We start from the raw sequence: 20,875 nt of genomic DNA, 5'->3' as shown, positions 1-20,875 counted from the left end.
TTAGATAAATAAATGCTTATGCTCTGATCCTGTAGCTCACAAAATAAACACCGTGTGGATCCGCTGCATTCGATCCTTTGAATACAGGAGAACGCCAGCATGACAGACTCAGTGATCAGCCCTGCGCTGAATTTCAGCCAGCCCTTTAGCCATGCCGAACAACAGCTGTTAACGCCCGAAGCGGTTTCTTTTCTGGAAGCGCTGGTCGCACGCTTTGCATCGCAACGCAACGAGCTGTTGTTGGCACGCCAGCAGCGTCAGCAACGCTATGACCAGGGCTATCTGCCAGACTTCGATATGGAAACTGCTTCCATAAGAGAGGGTGCGTGGCGTATTCAATCCATTCCGGCCGACTTAGAAGATCGTCGGGTTGAGATCACCGGCCCACCGGATCGAAAAATGGTCATTAATGCCCTGAACTCAAACGTAAAAGTCTTTATGGCCGACTTTGAGGATTCGCTGTCACCGGAGTGGTCAAAGCTGATGGAAGGGCAGCTCACACTGCGCGAGGCGGTGCAGGGCACGCTGAGTTACACCAGCGACAAAGGCAAAATTTATCAGCTCGGCGCAAACCCAGCGGTGCTGATGTGCCGGGTTCGCGGTCTGCATCTGTCAGAAAAACATGTCAGCTGGCAGGGTGAGGCGATTCCGGGCGGGCTGTTTGATTTCGCGCTCTATTTCTTCCACAACGTCCGGCCTTTACTGGCCAAAGGCAGCGGGCCTTACTTCTATCTGCCGAAAACAGAGAGCTGGCAGGAGATCGCCTGGTGGCGTGAGATCTTCAGTTTCAGCGAGGATCAGTTCGATCTGCCGCGCGGTACGATCAAGGCTACCGTCCTGATTGAAACGTTACCCGCCGTGTTTCAGATGGATGAGATCCTGTGGAATCTGCGCGATCATATTGTGGGCCTCAACTGCGGCCGCTGGGATTACATCTTCAGCTACATCAAAACCCTGAAACAGCATGCGGATCGCGTTCTGCCGGATCGCCAGTCAGTCACCATGTCGCAGCCGTTTCTGGATGCTTACTCACGTCTGCTGATTAAAACCTGTCATCGTCGGGGAGCCTTCGCGATGGGGGGAATGTCAGCCCTGATTCCTGCTAAAGACCCAACACGTAATGCCTGGGTACTGCAGCGCGTGACGGAAGATAAACAGCGTGAGGCCGGCAACGGGCATGACGGTACCTGGATTGCGCATCCGGGCCTGGCAGACACCGCTATGGCGGTCTTCAATGCCGTGCTGGGCGACCGACCCAACCAGTTGCATGTTATGCGGGAAGAGGATGCACCAATCACGGCGGAGCAGTTACTTGCGCCCTGTCAGGGTGAGCGCACCGAAGCAGGGATGCGCGCCAACATCCGCGTCGCGCTGCAATACCTTGAAGCCTGGATCAGCGGTAACGGCTGTGTGCCGATTGACGGGCTGATGGAGGATGCCGCCACCGCTGAGATTGCACGGACCTCAATCTGGCAATGGATTCGTCATCAGCAAATCCTGAACAACGGCCAGCAGGTTACGGCCGAACTGTTTCTGCGCTGGCTGAACGAAGAGCTGCACCTGCTGCAAAACGCGCTGGGCGAAGCCCGGTTCAGCGCCGGTCGCTATGACGACGCGGCACAACTGATGGCGCAGATCACCACCGAACGCGAACTGGTTTCCTTTCTTACCCTGCCGGGCTACCGCCTGATCCCCTGAACAGAGGAGCTATTGCCATGACACGTACTCAACAGATCGATCAACTGGAACAACTCTGGCAGACCGCACGCTGGGAGGGCATTATCCGCCCTTACAGCGCAGCAGAGGTGGTTAATCTGCGCGGCTCGGTTCTGCCTGCCTGTACGCTGGCAGAGCGCGGTGCCGAAAAGTTATGGGCGCTGCTGAACGGCGAGGCGAAGAAAGGTTACATCAACAGCCTGGGTGCGCTCAGTGGCGGGCAGGCACTGCAACAGGCCAAAGCGGGCATTGAAGCGATCTATCTCTCTGGCTGGCAGGTGGCTGCGGATGCCAATGTGGCAGGACAGATGTATCCCGATCAGTCGCTCTACCCGGTGAACTCCGTACCGGAAGTGGTGACCCGCATTAACCAGACGTTTCAGCGTGCCGATCAGATTCAGTGGTCCAGCGGCATTGAAGAGGGCGACAGCCGGCATACTGATTTCTTCCTGCCGATTGTTGCCGATGCTGAAGCCGGTTTTGGCGGCGTGCTCAATGCCTATGAGCTGATGAAGGCGATGATTCAGGCGGGGGCGGCGGCTGTCCACTTCGAAGACCAGCTGGCGGCGGTTAAAAAATGCGGTCACATGGGTGGCAAAGTGCTGGTACCGACCCAGGAAGCGATTCAGAAACTGGTAGCGGCACGACTGGCGGCCGATGTAATGGGTGTGCCAACCGTGCTACTGGCTCGCACCGACGCCGACGCCGCTGACCTGATTACCTCAGACTGCGATGAATACGATCGTCCCTTTATCCGGGGCGACAGGACGGCAGAAGGCTTCTTCCGCACTCATGCCGGTATTGAACAGGCGATCAGTCGCGGACTGGCCTATGCACCTTATGCTGACATCCTGTGGTGTGAAACCTCAACACCAGATCTGGCGATGGCGCAGCGTTTTGCCGACGCTATTCATGCGCGTTTCCCCGGCAAACTACTGGCCTACAACTGCTCGCCCTCGTTTAACTGGAAAAAGAACCTCGACGACCGCACTATCGCGCAATTTCAGCAGGCGCTCAGCGACATGGGGTATCGCTTCCAGTTCATCACGCTGGCAGGCATCCACAGCATGTGGTTCAACATGTTCGATCTGGCCCATGCCTATGCGCAGGGTGAAGGGATGCGCCACTATGTGGAAAAGGTTCAGCAGCCTGAGTTCGCGGCCCGCGATCGCGGTTATAGCTTCTCGTCACATCAGCAGGAAGTGGGCACCGGCTATTTCGATCAGGTGACCAACATCATTCAGGGCGGTAAATCCTCGGTCACCGCGCTCACCGGCTCGACCGAAGAGCACCAGTTCTGACGCTTTTTCTCTGATGGGTTCCCCGCCCGCACCATGCGGGCGGGCATTGACCGGAGCTGACTATGCCGCCACGCGAATCGCTGATTGCACACACTATCCTGCAGGGATTTGATGCTCAGTATGGACGCTTTCTGGATATTACTGCCGGCGCGCAGCAGCGCTTTGAGCAGGCAGAATGGCAGGCAGTGCAGCATGCCATGAAGGCTCGCATTCATCTCTATGATCATCACGTCAGCCTGGTTGCCGATCAACTGCGCGTGCTGAACGGTGCGGCAAGCTGGGATGCGATGTTCTGGCTGAGGGTTAAAGATCACTATCAAAGCCTGCTACCTGGCTATCCGCGGCACGAAATTGCCGAAAGCTTCTTTAATTCCGTCTATTGCCGGCTACACGGACATGCCGACCTGCAACCTGAACGGCTGTTTATCTTCAGCTCTCAGTCCCTGACCGCGCCGGTCACACCTCTGCGCCCCTTATCACGGCGTTACCAGCCGGAGCGGGGCTGGCGGGCATTGGTAGATCAGATACTGGAGGATCTACCGCTGACGCTACCGTGGCAGCACCGCGCGCGCGATGTGGGCTGGATTGTCCGCCACCTGGAGTCGCATTTTCCCCGGCTGAGCGAGGGCTGGCTCGAGGTCAACAGTGAACTCTTTTATCGCAACAAAACGGCCTGGCTGGTGGCGCGTCTGCATCTGCCAGCGAGTATCTTTCCCTGTCTGCTGCCGATCCAGCGGACGGAAACCGGCGAACTGTGGATCGACACCTGTCTGACGGATGTGAATGACGCCAGCATTGTCTTTGGTTTTGCCCGCGCCTATTTCATGGTGTATGCCCCGGTACCTGCGGCACTGGTCGCCTGGCTGCAACCCATTCTGCCCGCCAAAACGCTGGCCGAACGCTATATGGCGATTGGCTGCCAGAAGCACGGTAAAACGGAAAGCTATCGCGAATATCTTCAGGCGCTGGCAGAGAGTGAAACAGCCTTTGAGATCGCGCCTGGCGTGCGCGGCATGGTGATGCTGGTCTTCACGCTGCCGGGCTTTGACTGGGTATTCAAGGTCATCAGGGATCGCTTCGCACCGCAAAAAGAGGTGACGGAAGCACAGGTCCGCGCCTGTTATCAGCAGGTCAAAGAGCACGACCGCGTGGGGCGCATGGCAGATACCCAGGAGTTTGAACAGTTTGCACTGCCGCTGGCGCGCATCTCACCAGCGCTGCTGGCGGAACTCCACGCCTGTGTGGCAGAGAAGCTGTATATCGAAGGCGATCGCCTGATTATTCGTCATCTGTGGCTGGAGCGCCGTATGCAGCCGCTGAATCTCTATCTTGCCCAGGCCAGCCCAGCCGAGCGACGTCATGCCATTGAAGAGTATGGCAATGCCATTCGACAGCTGGCGGCAGCCAATATCTTTCCCGGCGATATGCTGTTTAAAAACTTCGGCATAACCCGTCATGGGCGGGTGATATTTTACGATTACGATGAGATCCGCCCGATGCAGGAGCTGAACTTCCGGGAGGTGCCCGCGGCACGCTATGAGGAAGATGAACTCAGTGCCGAGCCGTGGTACAGCGTGGGGCCAGACGATGTCTTTCCCGAAACCTTCCGCTATGCGTTATGCAGCGAAACCGCGACCGGCGCTTTGCTGCTGGAACTGCATCCGGAAATATTCGACGCCAGCTGGTGGCGTACACAGCAGCAGCGCATCGCGCAGGGCCACGTCGAAGAGGTGATCGCCTGGCGGCAGACGCAGCGTTTCAGCGTCTGCTATACGCCAGAGAGGGTTAGCGACCGCTGTACGCCAGCGTAACCTGACGCGCTTCGCGGATGACCAGCGCACCTAATTCCGTGATCCTGTCGTCTGTCATGCGGGCGATAGGGCCGGAGATGGAGAGGGCAGCAAACGCCTCGCCATGTTCATCATAGATGGGTGCAGCGACACAGCGCAGTCCGAGTGCATGCTCTTCATCATCCAGCGAAAAGCCCGCTTTACGCACCTGTGCCAGATTCTCTTTCAGACTCTGTGGCGACATCAGGGTTTTTGGCGTGTAGTAGTGCAATCCTTTCTGATGCAGCAGGGCAGTAATCTGTTCTTCCCCCAGATGGGCCAGAAAGGCTTTGCCTGCACCTGACGCATGCATCGGCAGCTTGCCGCCAATCGGTGCTGACATCCGCATCAGCTGGGTGCACTGCACCTGATCAATGATCACCGCCTGATAGTCACTGAGGTCCAGCACCGCCAGATTCACTGTTTCACCGGACTGCTCCATCAGGCTCCGCAACACCGGATGAACAAGCGCCAGCAGATTACGGCTTTGCAGGAAACTGCTGCCAACCACAAAGGCGTGTGCGCCAATCGTCCATAGCCCGAGATCGCCCACCTGGCGGACAAAGCCCTGCTGCTGCATGGTGCTGAGCAGGCGATGCGTGGTGGAGTTAGGCAAACCCGCCTGCTGCGCGAGCTCGGTCAGCGCCACGCTGCCATGTGAATCTGCAATCAGCTCCAGCAGCGTGAGGCCGCGCGTCAGTGATTGAACCTGACCGCCCGCGGGTGCGGCGACAGGGGTGCCGCGGGGTTTCTTACCGCGCTTAACAGGAACGGGCGTGGCCATTGTTGTCTCTCCTTTTGCATTGTGGAAATCATTTTCGTTTTAATCGCGCGGTTTGCAAACGCTGGTTTTCTGGTCAGACCTGTAAGGCGATGATCTGAAAATCTCTCAGGTGAGGTTACTTTGTCGCCAGACAGGGTTGTGCCAGAATGGAAAACAGGGTTTTCCGCCAGCAGACTGACGTGAATGGGGCAACAGTGAGCAATAAAATCGACGCGCTACATCAGCAGCTCGCACAACGCATTATGGTGTTGGATGGTGGCATGGGCACCATGATCCAGAGTTACCGGCTGGAGGAAGAGGATTATCGCGGCAGCCGTTTTGCTGACTGGCCCTGCGATCTCAAAGGCAACAACGATCTGCTGGTGCTGAGTAAACCGGACGTGATCCGCGAGATCCACGACGCTTATCTGGCTGCAGGTGCAGATATCCTCGAAACCAATACCTTTAACGCCACGTCGATTGCGATGGCGGACTACCAGATGGAAAGCCTGTCGGCGGAGATCAATTATGAAGCGGCCCGGCTGGCGCGAGCCTGCGCAGATGCGTGGACGGCGAAAACACCGGACCGCCCGCGTTATGTCGCGGGGGTGCTCGGCCCGACCAACCGCACCTGCTCGATCTCACCCGACGTCAACGATCCGGCTTACCGAAACGTCACCTTTAATCAGCTGGTAGAGGCATACCGCGAATCAACCCGTGCGCTGGTGGAGGGCGGTTCCGACATCATTATGATCGAAACGGTGTTCGATACGCTGAATGCCAAAGCCGCCATCTATGCAGTGCAGACCGAGATGGAAGCGCTGGGTGTCACGCTGCCGCTGATGATCTCCGGCACCATCACCGATGCGTCAGGCCGGACGCTCTCCGGTCAGACCACGGAAGCCTTTTACAACTCGCTGCGCCATGCCGAACCGCTCTCTTTTGGCCTGAACTGCGCGCTGGGACCGGATGAACTGCGTCAGTATGTGGCGGAGCTGTCACGCATTGCTGAAGGCTACGTGACTGCCCATCCTAACGCCGGTCTGCCCAACGCGTTCGGCGAATACGATCTTGATGCAGAGTTGATGGCGCAGCAGATTGGTGAATGGGCGACCTCGGGTTTCCTGAATATTATTGGCGGCTGTTGTGGTACGACGCCGAAGCATATCGCTGCCATGGTCGCGGCGGTTGAAGGTGTTGCGCCGCGTCCATTGCCGACGATTCCAGTGGCCTGTCGTCTCTCGGGTCTTGAGCCGCTGAACATCACCGCAGAGTCACTGTTTGTTAACGTTGGTGAGCGCACCAACGTCACTGGCTCCGCAAAATTTAAGCGGCTGATCAAAGAAGAGAAGTACAACGAAGCGCTTGAAGTGGCGCTGCAGCAGGTGCAGAGCGGCGCACAGATCATCGACATCAACATGGATGAAGGGATGCTCGATGCTGAAGCAGCGATGGTGCGCTTCCTGAATCTGATTGCAGGCGAGCCCGATATTGCCCGCGTGCCGATCATGATCGACTCCTCCAAATGGGAGGTCATTGAGAAAGGGCTGCAGTGCATTCAGGGCAAAGGGATCGTGAACTCGATTTCGATGAAAGAGGGTGAAGCCGCCTTTATCCACCATGCGCGGCAGGTCCGGCGTTATGGGGCGGCGATGGTAGTCATGGCGTTTGACGAAGTGGGCCAGGCGGATACGCGTGCCCGTAAAATTGAGATCTGCCGCCGTGCTTACCACATCCTCACCGAGCAGGTCGGTTTCCCGCCGGAAGATATTATCTTCGATCCCAACATTTTTGCAGTCGCCACCGGCATCGACGAACACAACAACTACGCCATTGATTTCATCGGTGCCTGTGAAGATATCAAGCGTGAACTGCCCCATGCCATGATCTCCGGCGGCGTCTCCAACGTATCGTTTTCATTCCGGGGCAACGATCCGGTTCGTGAAGCAATACACGCGGTGTTCCTCTACTACGCCATCCGAAACGGCATGGATATGGGCATCGTTAACGCAGGTCAGCTGGCCATCTATGACGATCTGCCGACAGAACTGCGCGAGGCGGTAGAAGATGTGATCCTTAACCGCCGGGATGATGGCACCGAGCGGCTGCTGGCGCTGGCGGAGAAATACCGTGGCGGCAAAAGCGATGGTGCGCAGGAAAAGCAGCTCGCCGAGTGGCGAAGCTGGGACGTGGTGAAACGACTGGAGTATTCGCTGGTTAAGGGGATCACGGAGTTTATCGAGCAGGATACCGAAGAGGCGCGCCAGCAGGTGCCGCGTCCGATAGAAGTGATTGAAGGTCCGCTGATGTCCGGCATGAACGTGGTCGGTGACCTGTTCGGCGAAGGCAAAATGTTCCTGCCGCAGGTGGTGAAATCGGCACGCGTAATGAAGCAGGCGGTGGCTTATCTGGAGCCTTTTATCGAAGCCAGCAAAGAGGCGGGGCGCAGCAACGGTAAAATCGTGCTGGCCACCGTTAAAGGTGACGTACATGACATCGGCAAAAACATTGTCGGCGTGGTGCTGCAGTGTAATAACTACGAAATTGTCGACCTTGGCGTGATGGTGCCGGGCGAAAAAATCCTTAAAACGGCGCGCGAAGTGAATGCGGACATCATTGGCTTATCCGGTCTGATTACGCCGTCGCTGGATGAGATGGTCAATATGGCGAAAGAGATGGAGCGTCAGGGGTTTACCTTACCGCTGCTGATTGGCGGCGCGACCACCTCAAAGGCACATACTGCCGTCAAAATTGAGCAGCACTACAGCGGCCCGACGGTCTACGTGCAGAACGCCTCACGCACTGTTGGCGTCGTTTCATCACTGCTCTCCGCCACCTTAAAAGACGATTTCGTTGCCCGAACGCGCAAAGAGTACGAAACCGTACGCATCCAGCATGCGCGCAAAAAGCCGCGCACGCCGCCGGTCTCGCTGCAGACGGCGCGCGATAACGCCACGTCGATTGACTGGGAAAGCTACTCGCCGCCGGTGCCACACCGTCTCGGTGTCAGCCAGGTGGAGGCCAGCATTGCCACGCTGCGCCACTACATCGACTGGACGCCATTCTTTATGACCTGGTCGCTGGCGGGCAAATATCCCCGCATTCTTGAAGATGAGGTGGTCGGTGAAGAGGCGCAGCGTCTGTTCGCCGATGCCAATGCGATGCTCGACAGATTAAGTGATCAGTCACTGCTGAAACCGCGTGGTGTGGTCGGTATTTTCCCGGCTAACCGGGTCGGCGATGATATTCATCTCTACAGTGATGAGCGGCGCGATGAAGTGTTGTGTGTGAGTCATCACTTACGTCAACAGACCGAGAAAACCGACTTCGCCAACTACTGCCTGGCGGATTTTGTCGCGCCGAAAACCTCCGGAAAAGCGGATTATCTTGGCGCGTTCGCGGTGACAGGCGGACTGGAAGAGGATGCGCTGGCGGAGGCCTATGATCGTCAGCACGACGACTACAACAAGATCATGGTGAAAGCGTTGGCTGACCGTCTGGCGGAAGCCTTTGCCGAATACCTGCACGAGCGGGTGCGTAAGGTGATCTGGGGCTTTGCGCCCAACGAGAATCTCAGCAACGAAGAGCTGATTCGCGAAAATTATCAGGGGATACGTCCGGCGCCAGGCTATCCGGCCTGCCCGGAGCATACCGAAAAAGCCGCTATCTGGCGTCTGCTGGCAGTGGAAGCGCAGACCGGCATGAAACTCACCGAGTCTTATGCGATGTGGCCGGGTGCGGCGGTGTCTGGCTGGTACTTCAGCCATCCTGACAGCCGCTATTTTGCCGTGGCGCAGATTCAGCGTGATCAGGTGGAAGATTATGCGGCACGCAAAGGGATGTCGGTTACGGAGGTGGAGCGCTGGCTGGCGCCGAATCTCGGCTACGACGCGGACTAAATAAAAAAAGCGGCCTGAGGTGGTTGATAAAGCCTGGTCCGCACTGCTGTGATACCGGAGCGGCGCAGAAAACACGGTCAGATCGGAAAGGCGCTAAAGCCAGTCTTTGGCCGCTCGGCCCGCGCAATTACGCACCTCATCCCTGAGGTGCGCCCGCAAACGGACCAACGCGTTGCGTTGTTCAAAAACGCTCCTGGCGTTTTTTGCGTCTTTACGCAGGGCGTTTGCTCCCTGAGCCTGCTTCTGTAAACAGCGCTGAGCTGCCCGAAGGCCGCCTCTGCTTAGTTGAAGCGAGCATCGCGATCCGACGTCAGATCATACAGCTGGTACTTACGGCCCAGCATCTGACCACCATCACGCGTCAGCGGCACCCAGTTCACCTGCGCGCGACCACGCGTTGGCGTCACGGTGAACAGATCCATCGGGATGGAGATATAGAAGCCTTTGGTGAAGTCGCCTTCGCCATACTCTTCAGACGACACATTAGTTTTGGTAGCATAAACACCGACCATCACGCCGCTGTCGAAGCGCTTCGACACATCAACCGTCACGCCTTTATCTTTCGCCAGATACTGACCGACGCTGGTTTTCACCAGTACATCCTGCATGAACCATGGACGCCAGTAGCCCGTCAGGTTGCCGGTTGCCGCTTTATAGCGGTTAAACTGCATCATATTGTCCCAGTCACGCTGACGAACGTAGTTGGCATCGACGCCCACCGCCCAGTTCGCATCGACCGGACGATAAAGCACCTCGCCACCCACGCCGCCGTACATCGTCTCCAGATAGCCGCCGTAGACCTGACCATAGAAGCCATTACCGAGCTGGCCCATATAGTTCGCCTGCAGATCGTTGACGTAGACATTGTTCTCAACGTAGTCGCGGATATGGGTACGCACGCGCGGCAGGGAAGAGTCCGCCGGTGCGCCGTTGTAGTTGAACTTGTCATAGTTGTTGGCGAGGTTACCAAACAGACTGCCGCCCACCAGCAGGTGGTCCGTCAGCCAGTAATCCGCGCTGGCCATCACGCCGACCTGATACATATAGAAGCTTTCCGGGCCGCCCACCGACTGATTCAGCACCGGCGACAGGCTGTAGTTCAGGCGATCTTTACGGATAAACATCCCCTGCTCAGTGGTACCCGGATCGACCGGTTCTTTGCGTGTCTGTTGCAGCGGCTTCTCATGGCCCAGCGGATAGCCTTCCAGATCGTTACGCAGGCTGGCGACTTTCGTCTCCGTGGTTACCTGCGGCATGTTAAAGCGCGACTCGGTGACATTGATCGTGTCGATGCCGTCAGGCAGGTGGTTCATGATAATGCGGTTAGCGCGATCCACCCCTTCACGGGTATCGCGATACTTCGTCTGCTCGCCTGACACATAGAGCGTATGGCCCTGAGTCTGAATACGCGGACCGTCGAGACCGGCGTTGTATTTCAGATCGGTCAGCTGAGAACCCACCACCGTTGTCTCCAGCAGTTTTGGCTGCGGCTGCGGATTGTAGGCCGGCTTCTCGCTGTCGATGTGCGCCTGGCGCAGATCGTTGAAGTTGGTTCGGATGGTGACACCAAACATAAAGGTATTGCCGCGTTCGTAGCTGGCGTTGATGTCGGCCCAGTCGGTCACACGATAGATTGCCCCAACGTTGAGCTTGCTGCGCTGATCAAGGCGGCCAGCAAAGTCATTCTGGTAGTCGTTGCCTTCATATTCCATCTTAAGGCGCAGCGGCTGCCAGGGCGTCTGATACTCCACGCCGCCAAACAGCGCCGTCGGACCATGGAACATCTGCGAGCCATTGATCGAACCCGCTTCGCCCACTTTCGGACGCTGACAATAGCTGTCGCTGTATGAGCAGAAGGGGTTTTTCAGCGTGCCGCTGTTGCCGAGGTAGCCCCAGCCGACACCCAGCGTAAAGTCGAACGGTCCCCAGGCTTTGGTTCCCACCAAGTATTCGCTGTCGAACAGGCCAGTACCGCCGAGATCGCGGGTTCCCACCGCCACCTCTGGCAGCCAGAAACCTTCCTGCCAGAGGCGCAGTTTCAAATCGAAGGCTTTATCTTTGTAGCTCTGTGTGCCGCTGAATTCTGATACCGCACTGTATTGACGGGTCCGCACGTCGGTATAACGCACCGTAGTTTCCAGCCAGGGGAAGAGCTGCAGTGAGGCAGAGTAGTAACGATACTGATCGTTGTCGCGGGCGTTGAGGCTGAATTCACCCTCTCTGGACATGCGCGCCGTCGGCACCTGCATCAGGCCAACACCACCGAAATCGGATTGTGAAGGACCCACCGGCGCGGGGAAAGTGTCAGCCTGCGCCTGACAGGCTGCCGCCACGGAAACAGCCAACAGGCTGAAGAGATAACGTTTTTTCATCAGTCTGGTATCCGGTGAGTCAGTACGGAAAGGATGCGATCGTTCAGGTCTTCATCACTGCCTGGCAGGCTCCATGACGAAAAGCCCAGCCAGATAACGCTGCCTGGCTCCACTTCCGCATGGCGGCGATTCCAGTAAGCAACCGGCACCTGCTGTGTGGCGCCTGAAGGGGCAATCACCGTGACAAAATTGCGTTCTGCCCCGGAGAGTGCGTCATGACCATCCAGATAGTCGCGTACTGATTTACCCGGCTGCCAGCTCACCTTGCCTGCGCCGCTCAGTGCGCCGAGCAGCAGCACTGAATCGGTGGGCGCCTGCAGATAGAGGTCATAGCTGCCTTCCAGCCGACGGTTGTCCGCCGGATGTAAGCGGATCCAGTCCGGGTCGAGCGACGTGAACTGACGACCAGCCACTTTAATGGCGCTCAGCTGGCGAATCACCTCATCAATGGCCGCCGCCCGATCGCCGCTGCTGTCGGCACGCCAGGCCCGTAACGCGCCCAGCGTCTGTTGATATTGCTGCCGGGCGACTGCGGTTGCACCGCGCTCGGCAATAAAGGTACTGCGCCAGTCCGTGTTGACCTGCAGTGGAGGCAGGGTCACCAGCTGTGAGAGATCAGTGATCTGGCTCAGCTCAGCCTGACCGCCATTGTGCGGTGTATGGACAGTAACCTGCGCAGCAGCCTGCGCCCCTGCGACGCTGAACAGGCTCAGCCCGGCCAGCAAAATAGTGATTTTTTTCATGATTTCGCCGGCTTCAGAATAGTGATATCAACAGGGAAGGCATCGGCCGCCAGCATCTGATGGGCCTGCACCACATCGCCGCTGCTGTTATCGATCCAGAAGGTGTTTTCCCACTCGCGGTTACTGCTGTCGATGCTCACCTGCTCATGCCAGACACGACACGGGATGCGGTTGCCTGCAACCGTCAGCACCTCGTCGGTGCCGCGCTGGAAGGTTGAACGCACGGTCGCGCCGCGAACCTTACCCTGCTCGGTCCACTGCACGATGCGGGTCCAGCCAGCGCCGTTGCTGATATGCAGACTGTCAGCGAGCGGATCCTGTTGCAGATTGCTGACGCTCAGCAGGTTATCGGGTAAGCCTAGGGTTTTAACCAGACGGCCATGCTGTGTTACCAGCATCGCCTGATCCTGCGTGACCCATTTCTGCTGTCCCTGCTCGCTGTAGCCCAGCACCACAAAAATGCGCGGACCGTCATTCAGACGAGCGTAGAGACTGGCATAGGGGAGATTGTTGACCTGTTGATCGGTAACGGTGACGTCATCCGGACCGTTAACCGCGAGCAGCAAAGTCTGTTCAAGACCTTTTTGCGTTTGTGTACAGGCCTGCAGCAGCAGGCAAGCGAGCAGCAGAGGAAGTTGGCGCACTGTGTGTCCCTGATAAGTCATGCCAAAGTAAAAATAACCACACAGGCGTGTGGTTATGTTTAAAGGTGCTCTGCCCGTCCCGTCTGGCTGCAAAGCGGCAGACAATGTGGCTCCGCTGAAATCCTCACCGTAGTCAGTTTTTCAGCCTCGCCGGTTTGTTACCGTTCAGTAATCAGACGCGTTTCGGGCATCCATCAACGAGTGGTGCTCGTCGTGGTTGTGGTTGTTGTACCGGTATTTGCACCGTCACCACCGCCAGAAGCGGCAATGCCGAGCCCGACCAACGCACCAAGTGCGCCGATACCGACAGCGGTAGAAGCACCAGCAGAGATTGCTCCCGCCTGCGCGCCTGCTGCCGTACCTGCTTCACCTGCTTCCTGCGGCGCAGCAAATGCGCTTGAGGAGGCGGCAACGAGGATCAAGGCTGCACCGGCAACCATAGTTTTTTTCATAACAACGTTTCCTGCATTGAGTGAATGAAGGATCTCTGACCAGCGACAATGGCTATGCAGACAGGCTGCGACCAGTGCGACGGACAGTCCCATTGCGGGCGCGTTCATTATAGGGCAACAAAATATCAGAGTTCAGTGCTATAAAAACCAGGGCAAATGGCGGGATGATTGCGTGATTTAATCAGTAATATTGGGGATAACTGCTTTTTATATCGGAGTATTTCCGGTTGATACCCTATATTTCGCTGCTGCTAAGGGGAATGCAAAGCGTAATGTTCTTTTTTATTTATAAATGGTACGGAATAAGAATAATCAGAATTTACTCAGAAGGCCTTAAATTAAATATGGCTATGAATCAATAGTTAACCTCGTAACGCCGCTATTATCAGATCCGCTTTATACTGGATTAAGCGCTGTTCCGGAGCGTGATGTTCAGAATTATCCTGGGGTATTTTAAGACTTTTCCCGTGCTGGCAGGCATCTCTGTCCTGATGAATTACCCAATAAGATGTTAAAACAGACAAAAAAAGGGCGACAAGGTTGCCGCCCGGTAAAATTAATGCCGATTAACGCCAGGATTTATAACGATTAATTAAGGCATTGGTGGAACTGTCGTGAGTGGTAATTTCATCCTCATTTTCCAGTTCCGGCAGAATACGGTTTGCCAGCTGCTTACCTAATTCCACACCCCACTGATCGAAAGTGTAGATATTCAGGATGGCGCCCTGAGTGAAGATTTTGTGCTCATACAGGGCAATCAGCGCACCCAGGCTGTATGGGGTGATCTCACGCAGCAGGATGGAGTTAGTCGGGCGGTTCCCTTCAAACACTTTGAACGGCACGATATGGGCCACTGACTCTGCAGATTTACCGGCATCGGTAAACTCTTTCTCGACAACGTCGCGTGATTTACCAAACGCCAGCGCTTCGGTCTGGGCAAAGAAGTTAGAGAGCAGCTTCGGATGGTGATCTGTCAGCGCGTTATGGGTAATAGCCGGCGCAATAAAGTCACACGGAACCAGCTTGGTGCCCTGATGGATCAGCTGATAAAACGCGTGCTGACCGTTAGTGCCAGGTTCACCCCAGATGATGGGGCCAGTCTGGTAGTCCACCGGATGACCGGCGCGATCCACATACTTGCCGTTTGACTCCATATTTCCCTGCTGGAAATAGGCGGCAAAGCGGTGCATGTACTGGTCATAAGGCAGAATCGCTTCGGTTTCAGCACCAAAGAAATTGTTGTACCAGATGCCAATCAGCGCCAGCAGCACCGGCAGGTTCTGCTCAGCCGGGGTCGTTGCGAAATGCTGGTCCATGGCATGTGCGCCGCTCAGCAGCTGCTCGAAGTTTTCGAAGCCAATTGAGAGAATGATCGACAGACCGATGGCTGACCACAGTGAATAGCGGCCGCCAACCCAGTCCCAGAATTCAAACATGTTGTTGGTGTCGATACCGAATTCACCCACCGCTTTGGCATTGGTCGACAGCGCAGCAAAGTGTTTCGCTACGTGCTGCTGATCGCCAGCAGTTTTCAGGAACCAGTCGCGCGCACTGTGGGCGTTGGTCATAGTTTCCTGAGTCGTGAAGGTCTTGGAGGCAACCAGGAACAGGGTGGTTTCCGGGCTGAGGTCTTTCAGCGTTTCGGCGATATGGGTGCCGTCAACGTTGGAGACAAAATGCATGTTCAGATGGTTTTTATACGGGCGCAGCGCCTCTGTCACCATAAATGGGCCGAGGTCGGAGCCGCCGATGCCGATATTCACCACGTCAGTGATCGCTTTACCGGTATAGCCTTTCCATTCGCCGCTAATGATGCGCTCTGAGAAGCCTTTCATCTTGTCCAGCACCGCGTTGACGTCTGGCATCACATCTTTGCCATCCACCAGAATCGGCGTGTTGCTCCGGTTGCGCAGTGCGACATGCAACACCGCACGATCTTCAGTGCGGTTAATCTTCTCACCCGAGAACATAGACTTGATGGCACCGCTGAGATCGGTCTCTTTGGCCAGCGCCTGGAGCTTATCGAGCGTTTCCTGGGTGATGCGGTTTTTGGAGAAATCCACCAGCATCTGATCATCAAAGGTGGCAGAGAATTTGGCAAAACGATCGGCATCCTGGGCGAACAGATCGGCAATTTCTACCGATTTCATCTGCTCAAAATGCTGTTGCAGCGCTTTCCAGGCTGCGGTTTGTGTCGGATTGATATTTTTCATGGCAACACTCTTGTTGATATTAAGAACCGTCATTCCATCGGAGGCACATCATGCCCGTTTAGCGTTTCAGTATGACCACAGTTGTAACTGAAAGGAAAAATTTTGTCAGCGCGCACCGGACAGGCGATCGGCACGCTGTGGTTTATCGTCAGCATTCACTGGCGCGGACACCCTGCGGGGCACAAACCCCGCGCGCAACAAAGTGTGGCGCAAAAGTCTGCGCAAAACGTTGTGCCGTATCAGGGATTGCTGCAGGTGCTGAACCCATTAAGCACTGTAGCCGCTGCGGCGCGGGTTAATTTGTTTTCTGATGCGGCTCTCCAGCCATCGCTGACATTGACAGCAGGTCCAGAAAAGGCTAAATCTATGCGCCTACTTGCGCACCTGTGCGCAAGCCAGAAGAGGCGCGTCGCCCAGGTAGTGTGTTGGAGGAACCGTATCCGGTGAAAACACATAATGGGGAGCGACGCCGAGGTGGGTCAGCACGCGGTGTGCTGCCTGTCGGCTACAGGGGCTGAATCCTCTGGGTTGTCACCAGAAACGTCTGCAGTCGACGTTTCGCAAGGTGGGGCGCTTCTGGGTGACTCGTCTAACTGATCTTGTCCGCCCGTTTCTGCTCTTTCCTTGTGCCTGGCTGAAAGAATGTTTCTCGACCCTTTCATCGGCGAGAACAAGATAACCTGACACGAGGTCCTACATGTCTCAAACTCTGATAGTGGCAAAATTTGGCGGCACCAGCGTAGCCGATTTTGAAGCGATGAACCGCAGCGCCGATGTGGTGTTGCAGGACGCCAGTACGCGTCTGGTTGTGCTCTCTGCTTCGGCGGGCATTACCAATCTGCTGGTGGCGCTGGCTGAAGGCCAGCAGGCTCCGCAGCGCGCTGTTCTGCTTGATGATATCCGCCGTATTCAGTATGCCATTGTCGATCGCCTGCAGCATCCGGAAGTGATCCGCGATGAAATCGATCGGATGATCGACAATATCAGCATGCTCTCTGAAGCGGCTTCACTGGCCACCTCTAACGCCCTGACTGATGAACTGGTCAGCCACGGCGAGCTGATGTCATCACTGCTGTTTGTGGAAATTCTGCGTGAACGTCAGGTTAACGCGGAGTGGTTCGATGTCCGTAAAGTGATGCGCACCGACGATCATTTTGGCCGGGCTGTACCGGATGTTGAGGTGCTGGCGGAGCAGGCGACGGCGCAGTTACAGCCGCGCATCGGGCAGGCATTGGTCATTACTCAGGGCTTCATTGGCAGTGAACGTGAGGGGCGCACCACCACCTTAGGGCGTGGCGGCAGTGATTACACCGCCGCGCTGCTGGGCGAAGCGCTGAGTGCGGCGCGGGTGGATATCTGGACAGATGTGCCAGGCATCTACACCACCGATCCCCGCGTGGTGCCGACGGCGAAGCGCATTGACGAGATCACTTTTGAAGAAGCCGCCGAAATGGCGACGTTTGGCGCGAAAGTGCTGCATCCCGCGACACTGCTTCCTGCTGTGCGTCGGGGTATTCCGGTCTTCGTCGGTTCCAGCAAGGATCCGGCAGCGGGCGGAACCCGCGTCTGCAACGAAACCCGTAACCCGCCGTTGTTCCGGGCGCTGGCTTTACGCCGCAAGCAGACGCTGTTAACGCTGCATAGCCTTAACATGCTGCATACGTTTGGTTTCCTCGCCGAACTCTTCAACATTCTGGCACGTCACAACGTCTCGGTTGACCTGATCACCACCTCCGAAGTGAGCGTGGCGCTGACCCTCGACACCACCGGCTCGACCTCAACCAGCGCCAGTCTGCTGACCCAGGCCTTGCTGACTGAACTCTCGTCGCTGTGCCGGGTAGAGGTGGAAGAAGATCTGGCGCTGGTGGCGATTATCGGCAACCAGCTGTCAAAAGCATGCGGTGTCGGCAAAGAGGTGTTTGGTGTACTCGATCCGTTCAACCTGCGGATGATTTGCTACGGTGCCAGCAGCTACAATCTCTGCTTCCTGGTGCCCGGCAACGATGCGGAAAGCGTGGTACGTACCCTGCATCGCAATCTGTTCGAGTAATCCTCTGGTTAATGCCGATTATCGGTGCCGTGCCAGGTGGTTCGATCTACCGTGGTTTAGAGGAAAAAGCAGCGTAATTTCGCCAATATTCTGCGGATCGGCAGCAGTCGATCCGCATTTTGCCGCCTCGCCCCATCTTCGCCTTACGCCATGATAATGAAATGTTATGATCCCGCCTTCGTCACGGCAGTCGTTCCTGTCTGGCGATTCTCTATGGCAAACCTGCATAAAACATAACATTCTTATAAGGAAGTCTGGCTATGCTCGCCACGTTAACCCGCCTGTTCCCGCTCTGGGCCGTGCTGTTGTCTGTCGCCGCGTATTACTCTCCTGGTACCTTTCTCGGCATCGGCCCCTGGGTCACCTATCTGCTGATGCTGATTATGTTCGGCATGGGTGTGACGCTGAATATCGACGATTTCAAACGGGTGCTGACCCGACCTGCGCCGGTAATTGCCGGAACTTTCCTGCACTATCTGGTGATGCCGTTAGCCGCCTGGGGACTGGCAAAACTGTTTCATATGCCGCCCGATCTGGCAGCCGGTATGATTCTGGTCGGCTCCGTGGCCAGCGGCACCGCCAGCAACGTGATGATCTATCTGGCGAAAGGGGATGTGGCGCTGTCGGTCACGATCTCGTCAGTTTCTGCGCTGGTGGGGGTGTTCGCCACGCCGTTGTTAACCCGCTTTTACGTTGATACCCACATTCAGGTTGATGTGGTGGGTATGCTGCTGAGTATTGTGAAGATCGTGGTGATCCCGATTAGCCTTGGGCTGATCATTCATCACAGCATGAACAGCGTGGTTCGCCGGGTGGAACCCTGGCTGCCTGCATTTTCCATGGTCTGCATTCTGCTGATCATCAGCGCGGTGGTGGCGGGCAGTCAGGGCTTTATTGGATCGGTGGGTCTGATGGTGATCGCGGCGGTAATCCTGCATAACGCGATTGGCCTGCTTGGTGGTTACTGGGGTGGCAAGCTGTTTGGTTTCGATGAGTCGACCTGCCGTACGCTGGCGCTGGAAGTCGGCATGCAGAACTCCGGGCTGGCGGCGACGCTGGGCAAACTCTACTTCTCACCGCTGGCGGCATTGCCGGGCGCGCTGTTCTCGGTGTGGCACAACCTGTCAGGTTCACTGCTGGCGGGTTACTGGTCCGGTAAGCCGATTAAGAAGAAGTAACTGTGGCGGCGCATGATGATGCGCCGCTTCTCATTATTGTTGCGCCGGGTGTTTTCAGCCTGTCGCAATGGTCTGTTCACACGCCTTATTCGTAATCCCGCTCATCGTCGGGCTGTTCCAGCACGGTATAGGCCACGCTGCAGAACAGCGAATTCAGACGCTTCATGTCGCCGAGTAGACCAAGGTGCAGTGAGCTGGTCTCAATGCTCTGCACGTTCTGCTGGTGCAGGCGATCAACATGGGCGTGAGAGTAGCGGCGAATCATCAGGCGGAAGCGATGTTTCGCGCGGCGCAGCCGTTTGGCGCTGGTGACATCATGCGACAGAAACACCGACAGGCTCATTCTGAGGTTGGCAATCAACAGCTCCTGCAGCTCCTGCAGCTCTTTTAATCCCTCGGCAGAAAACGCGCGGCCCGCTGCCAGCGACTTGTCAGCCACATCGCCGCTCATCCGTTCAATAATGTCTCCGGCCTGCTCCAGATTCAGCGACATCTCGATAATTTCGCCCCAGCGGCGCGAATCCTCTTCGGGGAGATCCTCTTTTGGCATCCGCGCCAGATAGAGCTTGATGGCGGTATAGAGCACATCGACATCATCATCCAGCCGACGCACCGTGCGCTCCTCGCGGGATTCGCCATGCACGACTTTATTAAACGCCTCCAGCATCTGTTCCACCACGTCACCGATGCGCAGCGCTTCGCGGGCGGCATTCACCAGCGCCAGCGCCGGGGTATCCAGCGCGCTGCGATCGAGATGCTTAGGCTTGAGGTGCAGTGCGTTATCGACGTCGTCGGCAATCATACGACGGCAAAGGCGCGCCATCAGGTCAGCAAACGGCACCATCGCCACGCAGCGAATCAGGTTGTAAAACACATGGAAGAAAATCACTAACTCTTCATCGTTAACCGGCAGCTTATCAAGCCAGGTTGCCACAATATCGACAAACGGCAGGATTACGATGCAGCCAACGAACTTAAATAGCAGGCTGCCGAGCGCCACGCGTTTACCGGCGGCATTCGAGCCGCTGGCGTTGATCATCGCCAGCAGGCCACTCCCAAGGTTGGCACCAATCACCAGACAGAGCGCGACCTTGAACGAAATGACCCCGGTGGCGGTCAGCGTTGCGGTGATCAGCACGGCGGCCAGACTGGAGTAACTGATAATGGCGAATACCGCACCCAGCAGTGCATCAAGCATCACGTCGCCGGTCAGGCTGGAGAAGAGGACCTGGACACCGGCGGCCTGGGTAATCGGACGAGCCGCTTCAACAATCAGCTGCAATGCCAGCAAAATCAGGCCCAGACCGATGCTGGCCCGGCCTAACTGACCGGCGCGGGTCTGCTTGCGGCTGAGGAAAAAGACCACGCCAAAAAAGATAAACAGCGGTGAAAGCCAGGAGAGATCAAAGGTCAGGATACGCGCCATGATGGCGGTACCGACATCCGCACCCAGAATCACTACCAGCGCGGGTGTCAGGCTGACCAGATTCTGCGCCACAAACGAGGTGACCAGCAAGGTCGTGGCGTTGCTGCTCTGCACCAGGGTGGTCACACCGATGCCCGCCAGAAACGCCATCGGTTTTTTTTCTATACTGCGGCTCAGGACGCGGCGCAGATCGGCACCATAGACCCGCATGATGCCGGTTCGCACAATATGCGTGCCCCAGACCAGCAGGGCCACTGCAGAGAGCAGATTAAGCAGGGTTAACACGTGG

Annotated in this window: 13 protein-coding genes and 1 riboswitch; of the genes, 6 read left to right on the top strand and 7 right to left on the bottom strand. The window is 56.7% G+C overall.

What is annotated here, in order from left to right; translation table 11 throughout:
• Nucleotides 1-99: 99 nt before the first annotated feature.
• The 3 genes from aceB to aceK all read left to right on the top strand — a co-directional run bounded on the left by aceB (nt 100) and on the right by aceK (nt 4,828).
• Nucleotides 100-1,698, top strand: a complete 1,599-nt coding sequence (aceB, locus tag EE896_RS17890) for a malate synthase A (RefSeq protein ID WP_105099477.1) — start codon at nt 100-102, stop codon at nt 1,696-1,698.
• Between the two features lie 17 nt (nt 1,699-1,715).
• Nucleotides 1,716-3,017 (top strand): isocitrate lyase, encoded by a 1,302-nt coding sequence (gene aceA / locus EE896_RS17885; RefSeq protein WP_003852771.1) that lies wholly within the window; start codon nt 1,716-1,718, stop codon nt 3,015-3,017.
• 62 nt (nt 3,018-3,079) lie between these two features.
• The gene (gene aceK, locus EE896_RS17880; RefSeq protein WP_039660688.1) at nt 3,080-4,828 is read left to right on the top strand and encodes a bifunctional isocitrate dehydrogenase kinase/phosphatase; all 1,749 of its coding nucleotides are present in this window, start codon (nt 3,080-3,082) and stop codon (nt 4,826-4,828) included.
• Here aceK and iclR read toward each other — a convergent pair.
• Entirely contained in the window at nt 4,803-5,630 is an 828-nt protein-coding gene (iclR, locus tag EE896_RS17875) for a glyoxylate bypass operon transcriptional repressor IclR (protein WP_003852768.1), read from the bottom strand. The two genes, aceK and iclR, sit on opposite strands and share 26 nt — an antisense overlap.
• Nucleotides 5,631-5,872: 242 nt before the next feature.
• On the opposite strand from iclR, the gene metH reads away from it, so the two are divergent.
• Nucleotides 5,873-9,508 carry a methionine synthase gene (gene metH / locus EE896_RS17870; RefSeq protein WP_420372168.1) on the top strand — a complete coding sequence of 1,212 codons (3,636 nt, stop codon included), beginning with the start codon at nt 5,873-5,875 and terminating at the stop codon, nt 9,506-9,508.
• A 281-nt stretch (nt 9,509-9,789) separates the two neighbouring features.
• Here metH and EE896_RS17865 read toward each other — a convergent pair whose 3' ends face one another.
• The 5 genes from EE896_RS17865 to pgi form a co-directional block, all read right to left on the bottom strand.
• Complete coding sequence (locus EE896_RS17865) at nt 9,790-11,880, bottom strand: YjbH domain-containing protein (protein ID WP_039660686.1); 2,091 nt, start codon at nt 11,878-11,880, stop codon at nt 9,790-9,792.
• Nucleotides 11,880-12,623 carry a capsule biosynthesis GfcC family protein gene (locus EE896_RS17860; protein ID WP_008926596.1) on the bottom strand — a complete coding sequence of 248 codons (744 nt, stop codon included), beginning with the start codon at nt 12,621-12,623 and terminating at the stop codon, nt 11,880-11,882. Before EE896_RS17860 ends, EE896_RS17865 begins: the two co-directional genes overlap by 1 nt.
• Nucleotides 12,620-13,267: a YjbF family lipoprotein gene (locus tag EE896_RS17855; RefSeq protein ID WP_003852764.1), complete on the bottom strand. Its 648-nt coding sequence runs from the start codon at nt 13,265-13,267 to the stop codon at nt 12,620-12,622. The genes EE896_RS17860 and EE896_RS17855 overlap by 4 nt, the downstream gene beginning before the upstream one ends.
• A 194-nt stretch (nt 13,268-13,461) precedes the next feature.
• Entirely contained in the window at nt 13,462-13,719 is a 258-nt protein-coding gene (yjbE, locus tag EE896_RS17850; RefSeq protein ID WP_008926598.1) for an exopolysaccharide production protein YjbE, read from the bottom strand.
• Between the two features lie 566 nt (nt 13,720-14,285).
• Nucleotides 14,286-15,932: a glucose-6-phosphate isomerase gene (gene pgi / locus EE896_RS17845; protein WP_008926599.1), complete on the bottom strand. Its 1,647-nt coding sequence runs from the start codon at nt 15,930-15,932 to the stop codon at nt 14,286-14,288.
• A gap of 391 nt (nt 15,933-16,323) precedes the next feature.
• Nucleotides 16,324-16,516: riboswitch (Lysine riboswitch) on the top strand.
• 113 nt (nt 16,517-16,629) lie between these two features.
• Here pgi and lysC point away from each other — a divergent pair.
• A complete protein-coding gene (lysC, locus tag EE896_RS17840) occupies nt 16,630-17,982 on the top strand; it encodes a lysine-sensitive aspartokinase 3 (protein ID WP_140916095.1) in 1,353 nt (450 codons plus the stop codon).
• A 260-nt stretch (nt 17,983-18,242) separates the two neighbouring features.
• Nucleotides 18,243-19,160 (top strand): ketopantoate/pantoate/pantothenate transporter PanS, encoded by a 918-nt coding sequence (gene panS, locus EE896_RS17835; RefSeq protein ID WP_003855809.1) that lies wholly within the window; start codon nt 18,243-18,245, stop codon nt 19,158-19,160.
• A gap of 85 nt (nt 19,161-19,245) precedes the next feature.
• Here the strand turns inward: panS and EE896_RS17830 are convergent, their stop codons facing one another.
• Nucleotides 19,246-20,871 carry a Na/Pi cotransporter family protein gene (locus EE896_RS17830; protein WP_003855807.1) on the bottom strand — a complete coding sequence of 542 codons (1,626 nt, stop codon included), beginning with the start codon at nt 20,869-20,871 and terminating at the stop codon, nt 19,246-19,248.
• Nucleotides 20,872-20,875 lie beyond the last annotated feature (4 nt).

Origin of the sequence: Pantoea eucalypti (genome assembly GCF_009646115.1) — a bacterium.
GTDB classification, from domain to species: domain Bacteria; phylum Pseudomonadota; class Gammaproteobacteria; order Enterobacterales; family Enterobacteriaceae; genus Pantoea; species Pantoea eucalypti.
This window is presented reverse-complemented; position numbering and strand designations above follow the sequence as displayed.

Coding starts and splice junctions, on each gene's coding strand:
- aceB (WP_105099477.1), top strand. CDS start 100: ATGACAGACTCAGTGATCAGCCCTGCGCTGAATTTCAGCCAGCCCTTT.
- aceA (WP_003852771.1), top strand. CDS start 1,716: ATGACACGTACTCAACAGATCGATCAACTGGAACAACTCTGGCAGACC.
- aceK (WP_039660688.1), top strand. CDS start 3,080: ATGCCGCCACGCGAATCGCTGATTGCACACACTATCCTGCAGGGATTT.
- iclR (WP_003852768.1), bottom strand. CDS start 5,630: ATGGCCACGCCCGTTCCTGTTAAGCGCGGTAAGAAACCCCGCGGCACC.
- metH (WP_420372168.1), top strand. CDS start 5,873: ATGGTGTTGGATGGTGGCATGGGCACCATGATCCAGAGTTACCGGCTG.
- EE896_RS17865 (WP_039660686.1), bottom strand. CDS start 11,880: ATGAAAAAACGTTATCTCTTCAGCCTGTTGGCTGTTTCCGTGGCGGCA.
- EE896_RS17860 (WP_008926596.1), bottom strand. CDS start 12,623: ATGAAAAAAATCACTATTTTGCTGGCCGGGCTGAGCCTGTTCAGCGTC.
- yjbE (WP_008926598.1), bottom strand. CDS start 13,719: ATGAAAAAAACTATGGTTGCCGGTGCAGCCTTGATCCTCGTTGCCGCC.
- pgi (WP_008926599.1), bottom strand. CDS start 15,932: ATGAAAAATATCAATCCGACACAAACCGCAGCCTGGAAAGCGCTGCAA.
- lysC (WP_140916095.1), top strand. CDS start 16,630: ATGTCTCAAACTCTGATAGTGGCAAAATTTGGCGGCACCAGCGTAGCC.
- panS (WP_003855809.1), top strand. CDS start 18,243: ATGCTCGCCACGTTAACCCGCCTGTTCCCGCTCTGGGCCGTGCTGTTG.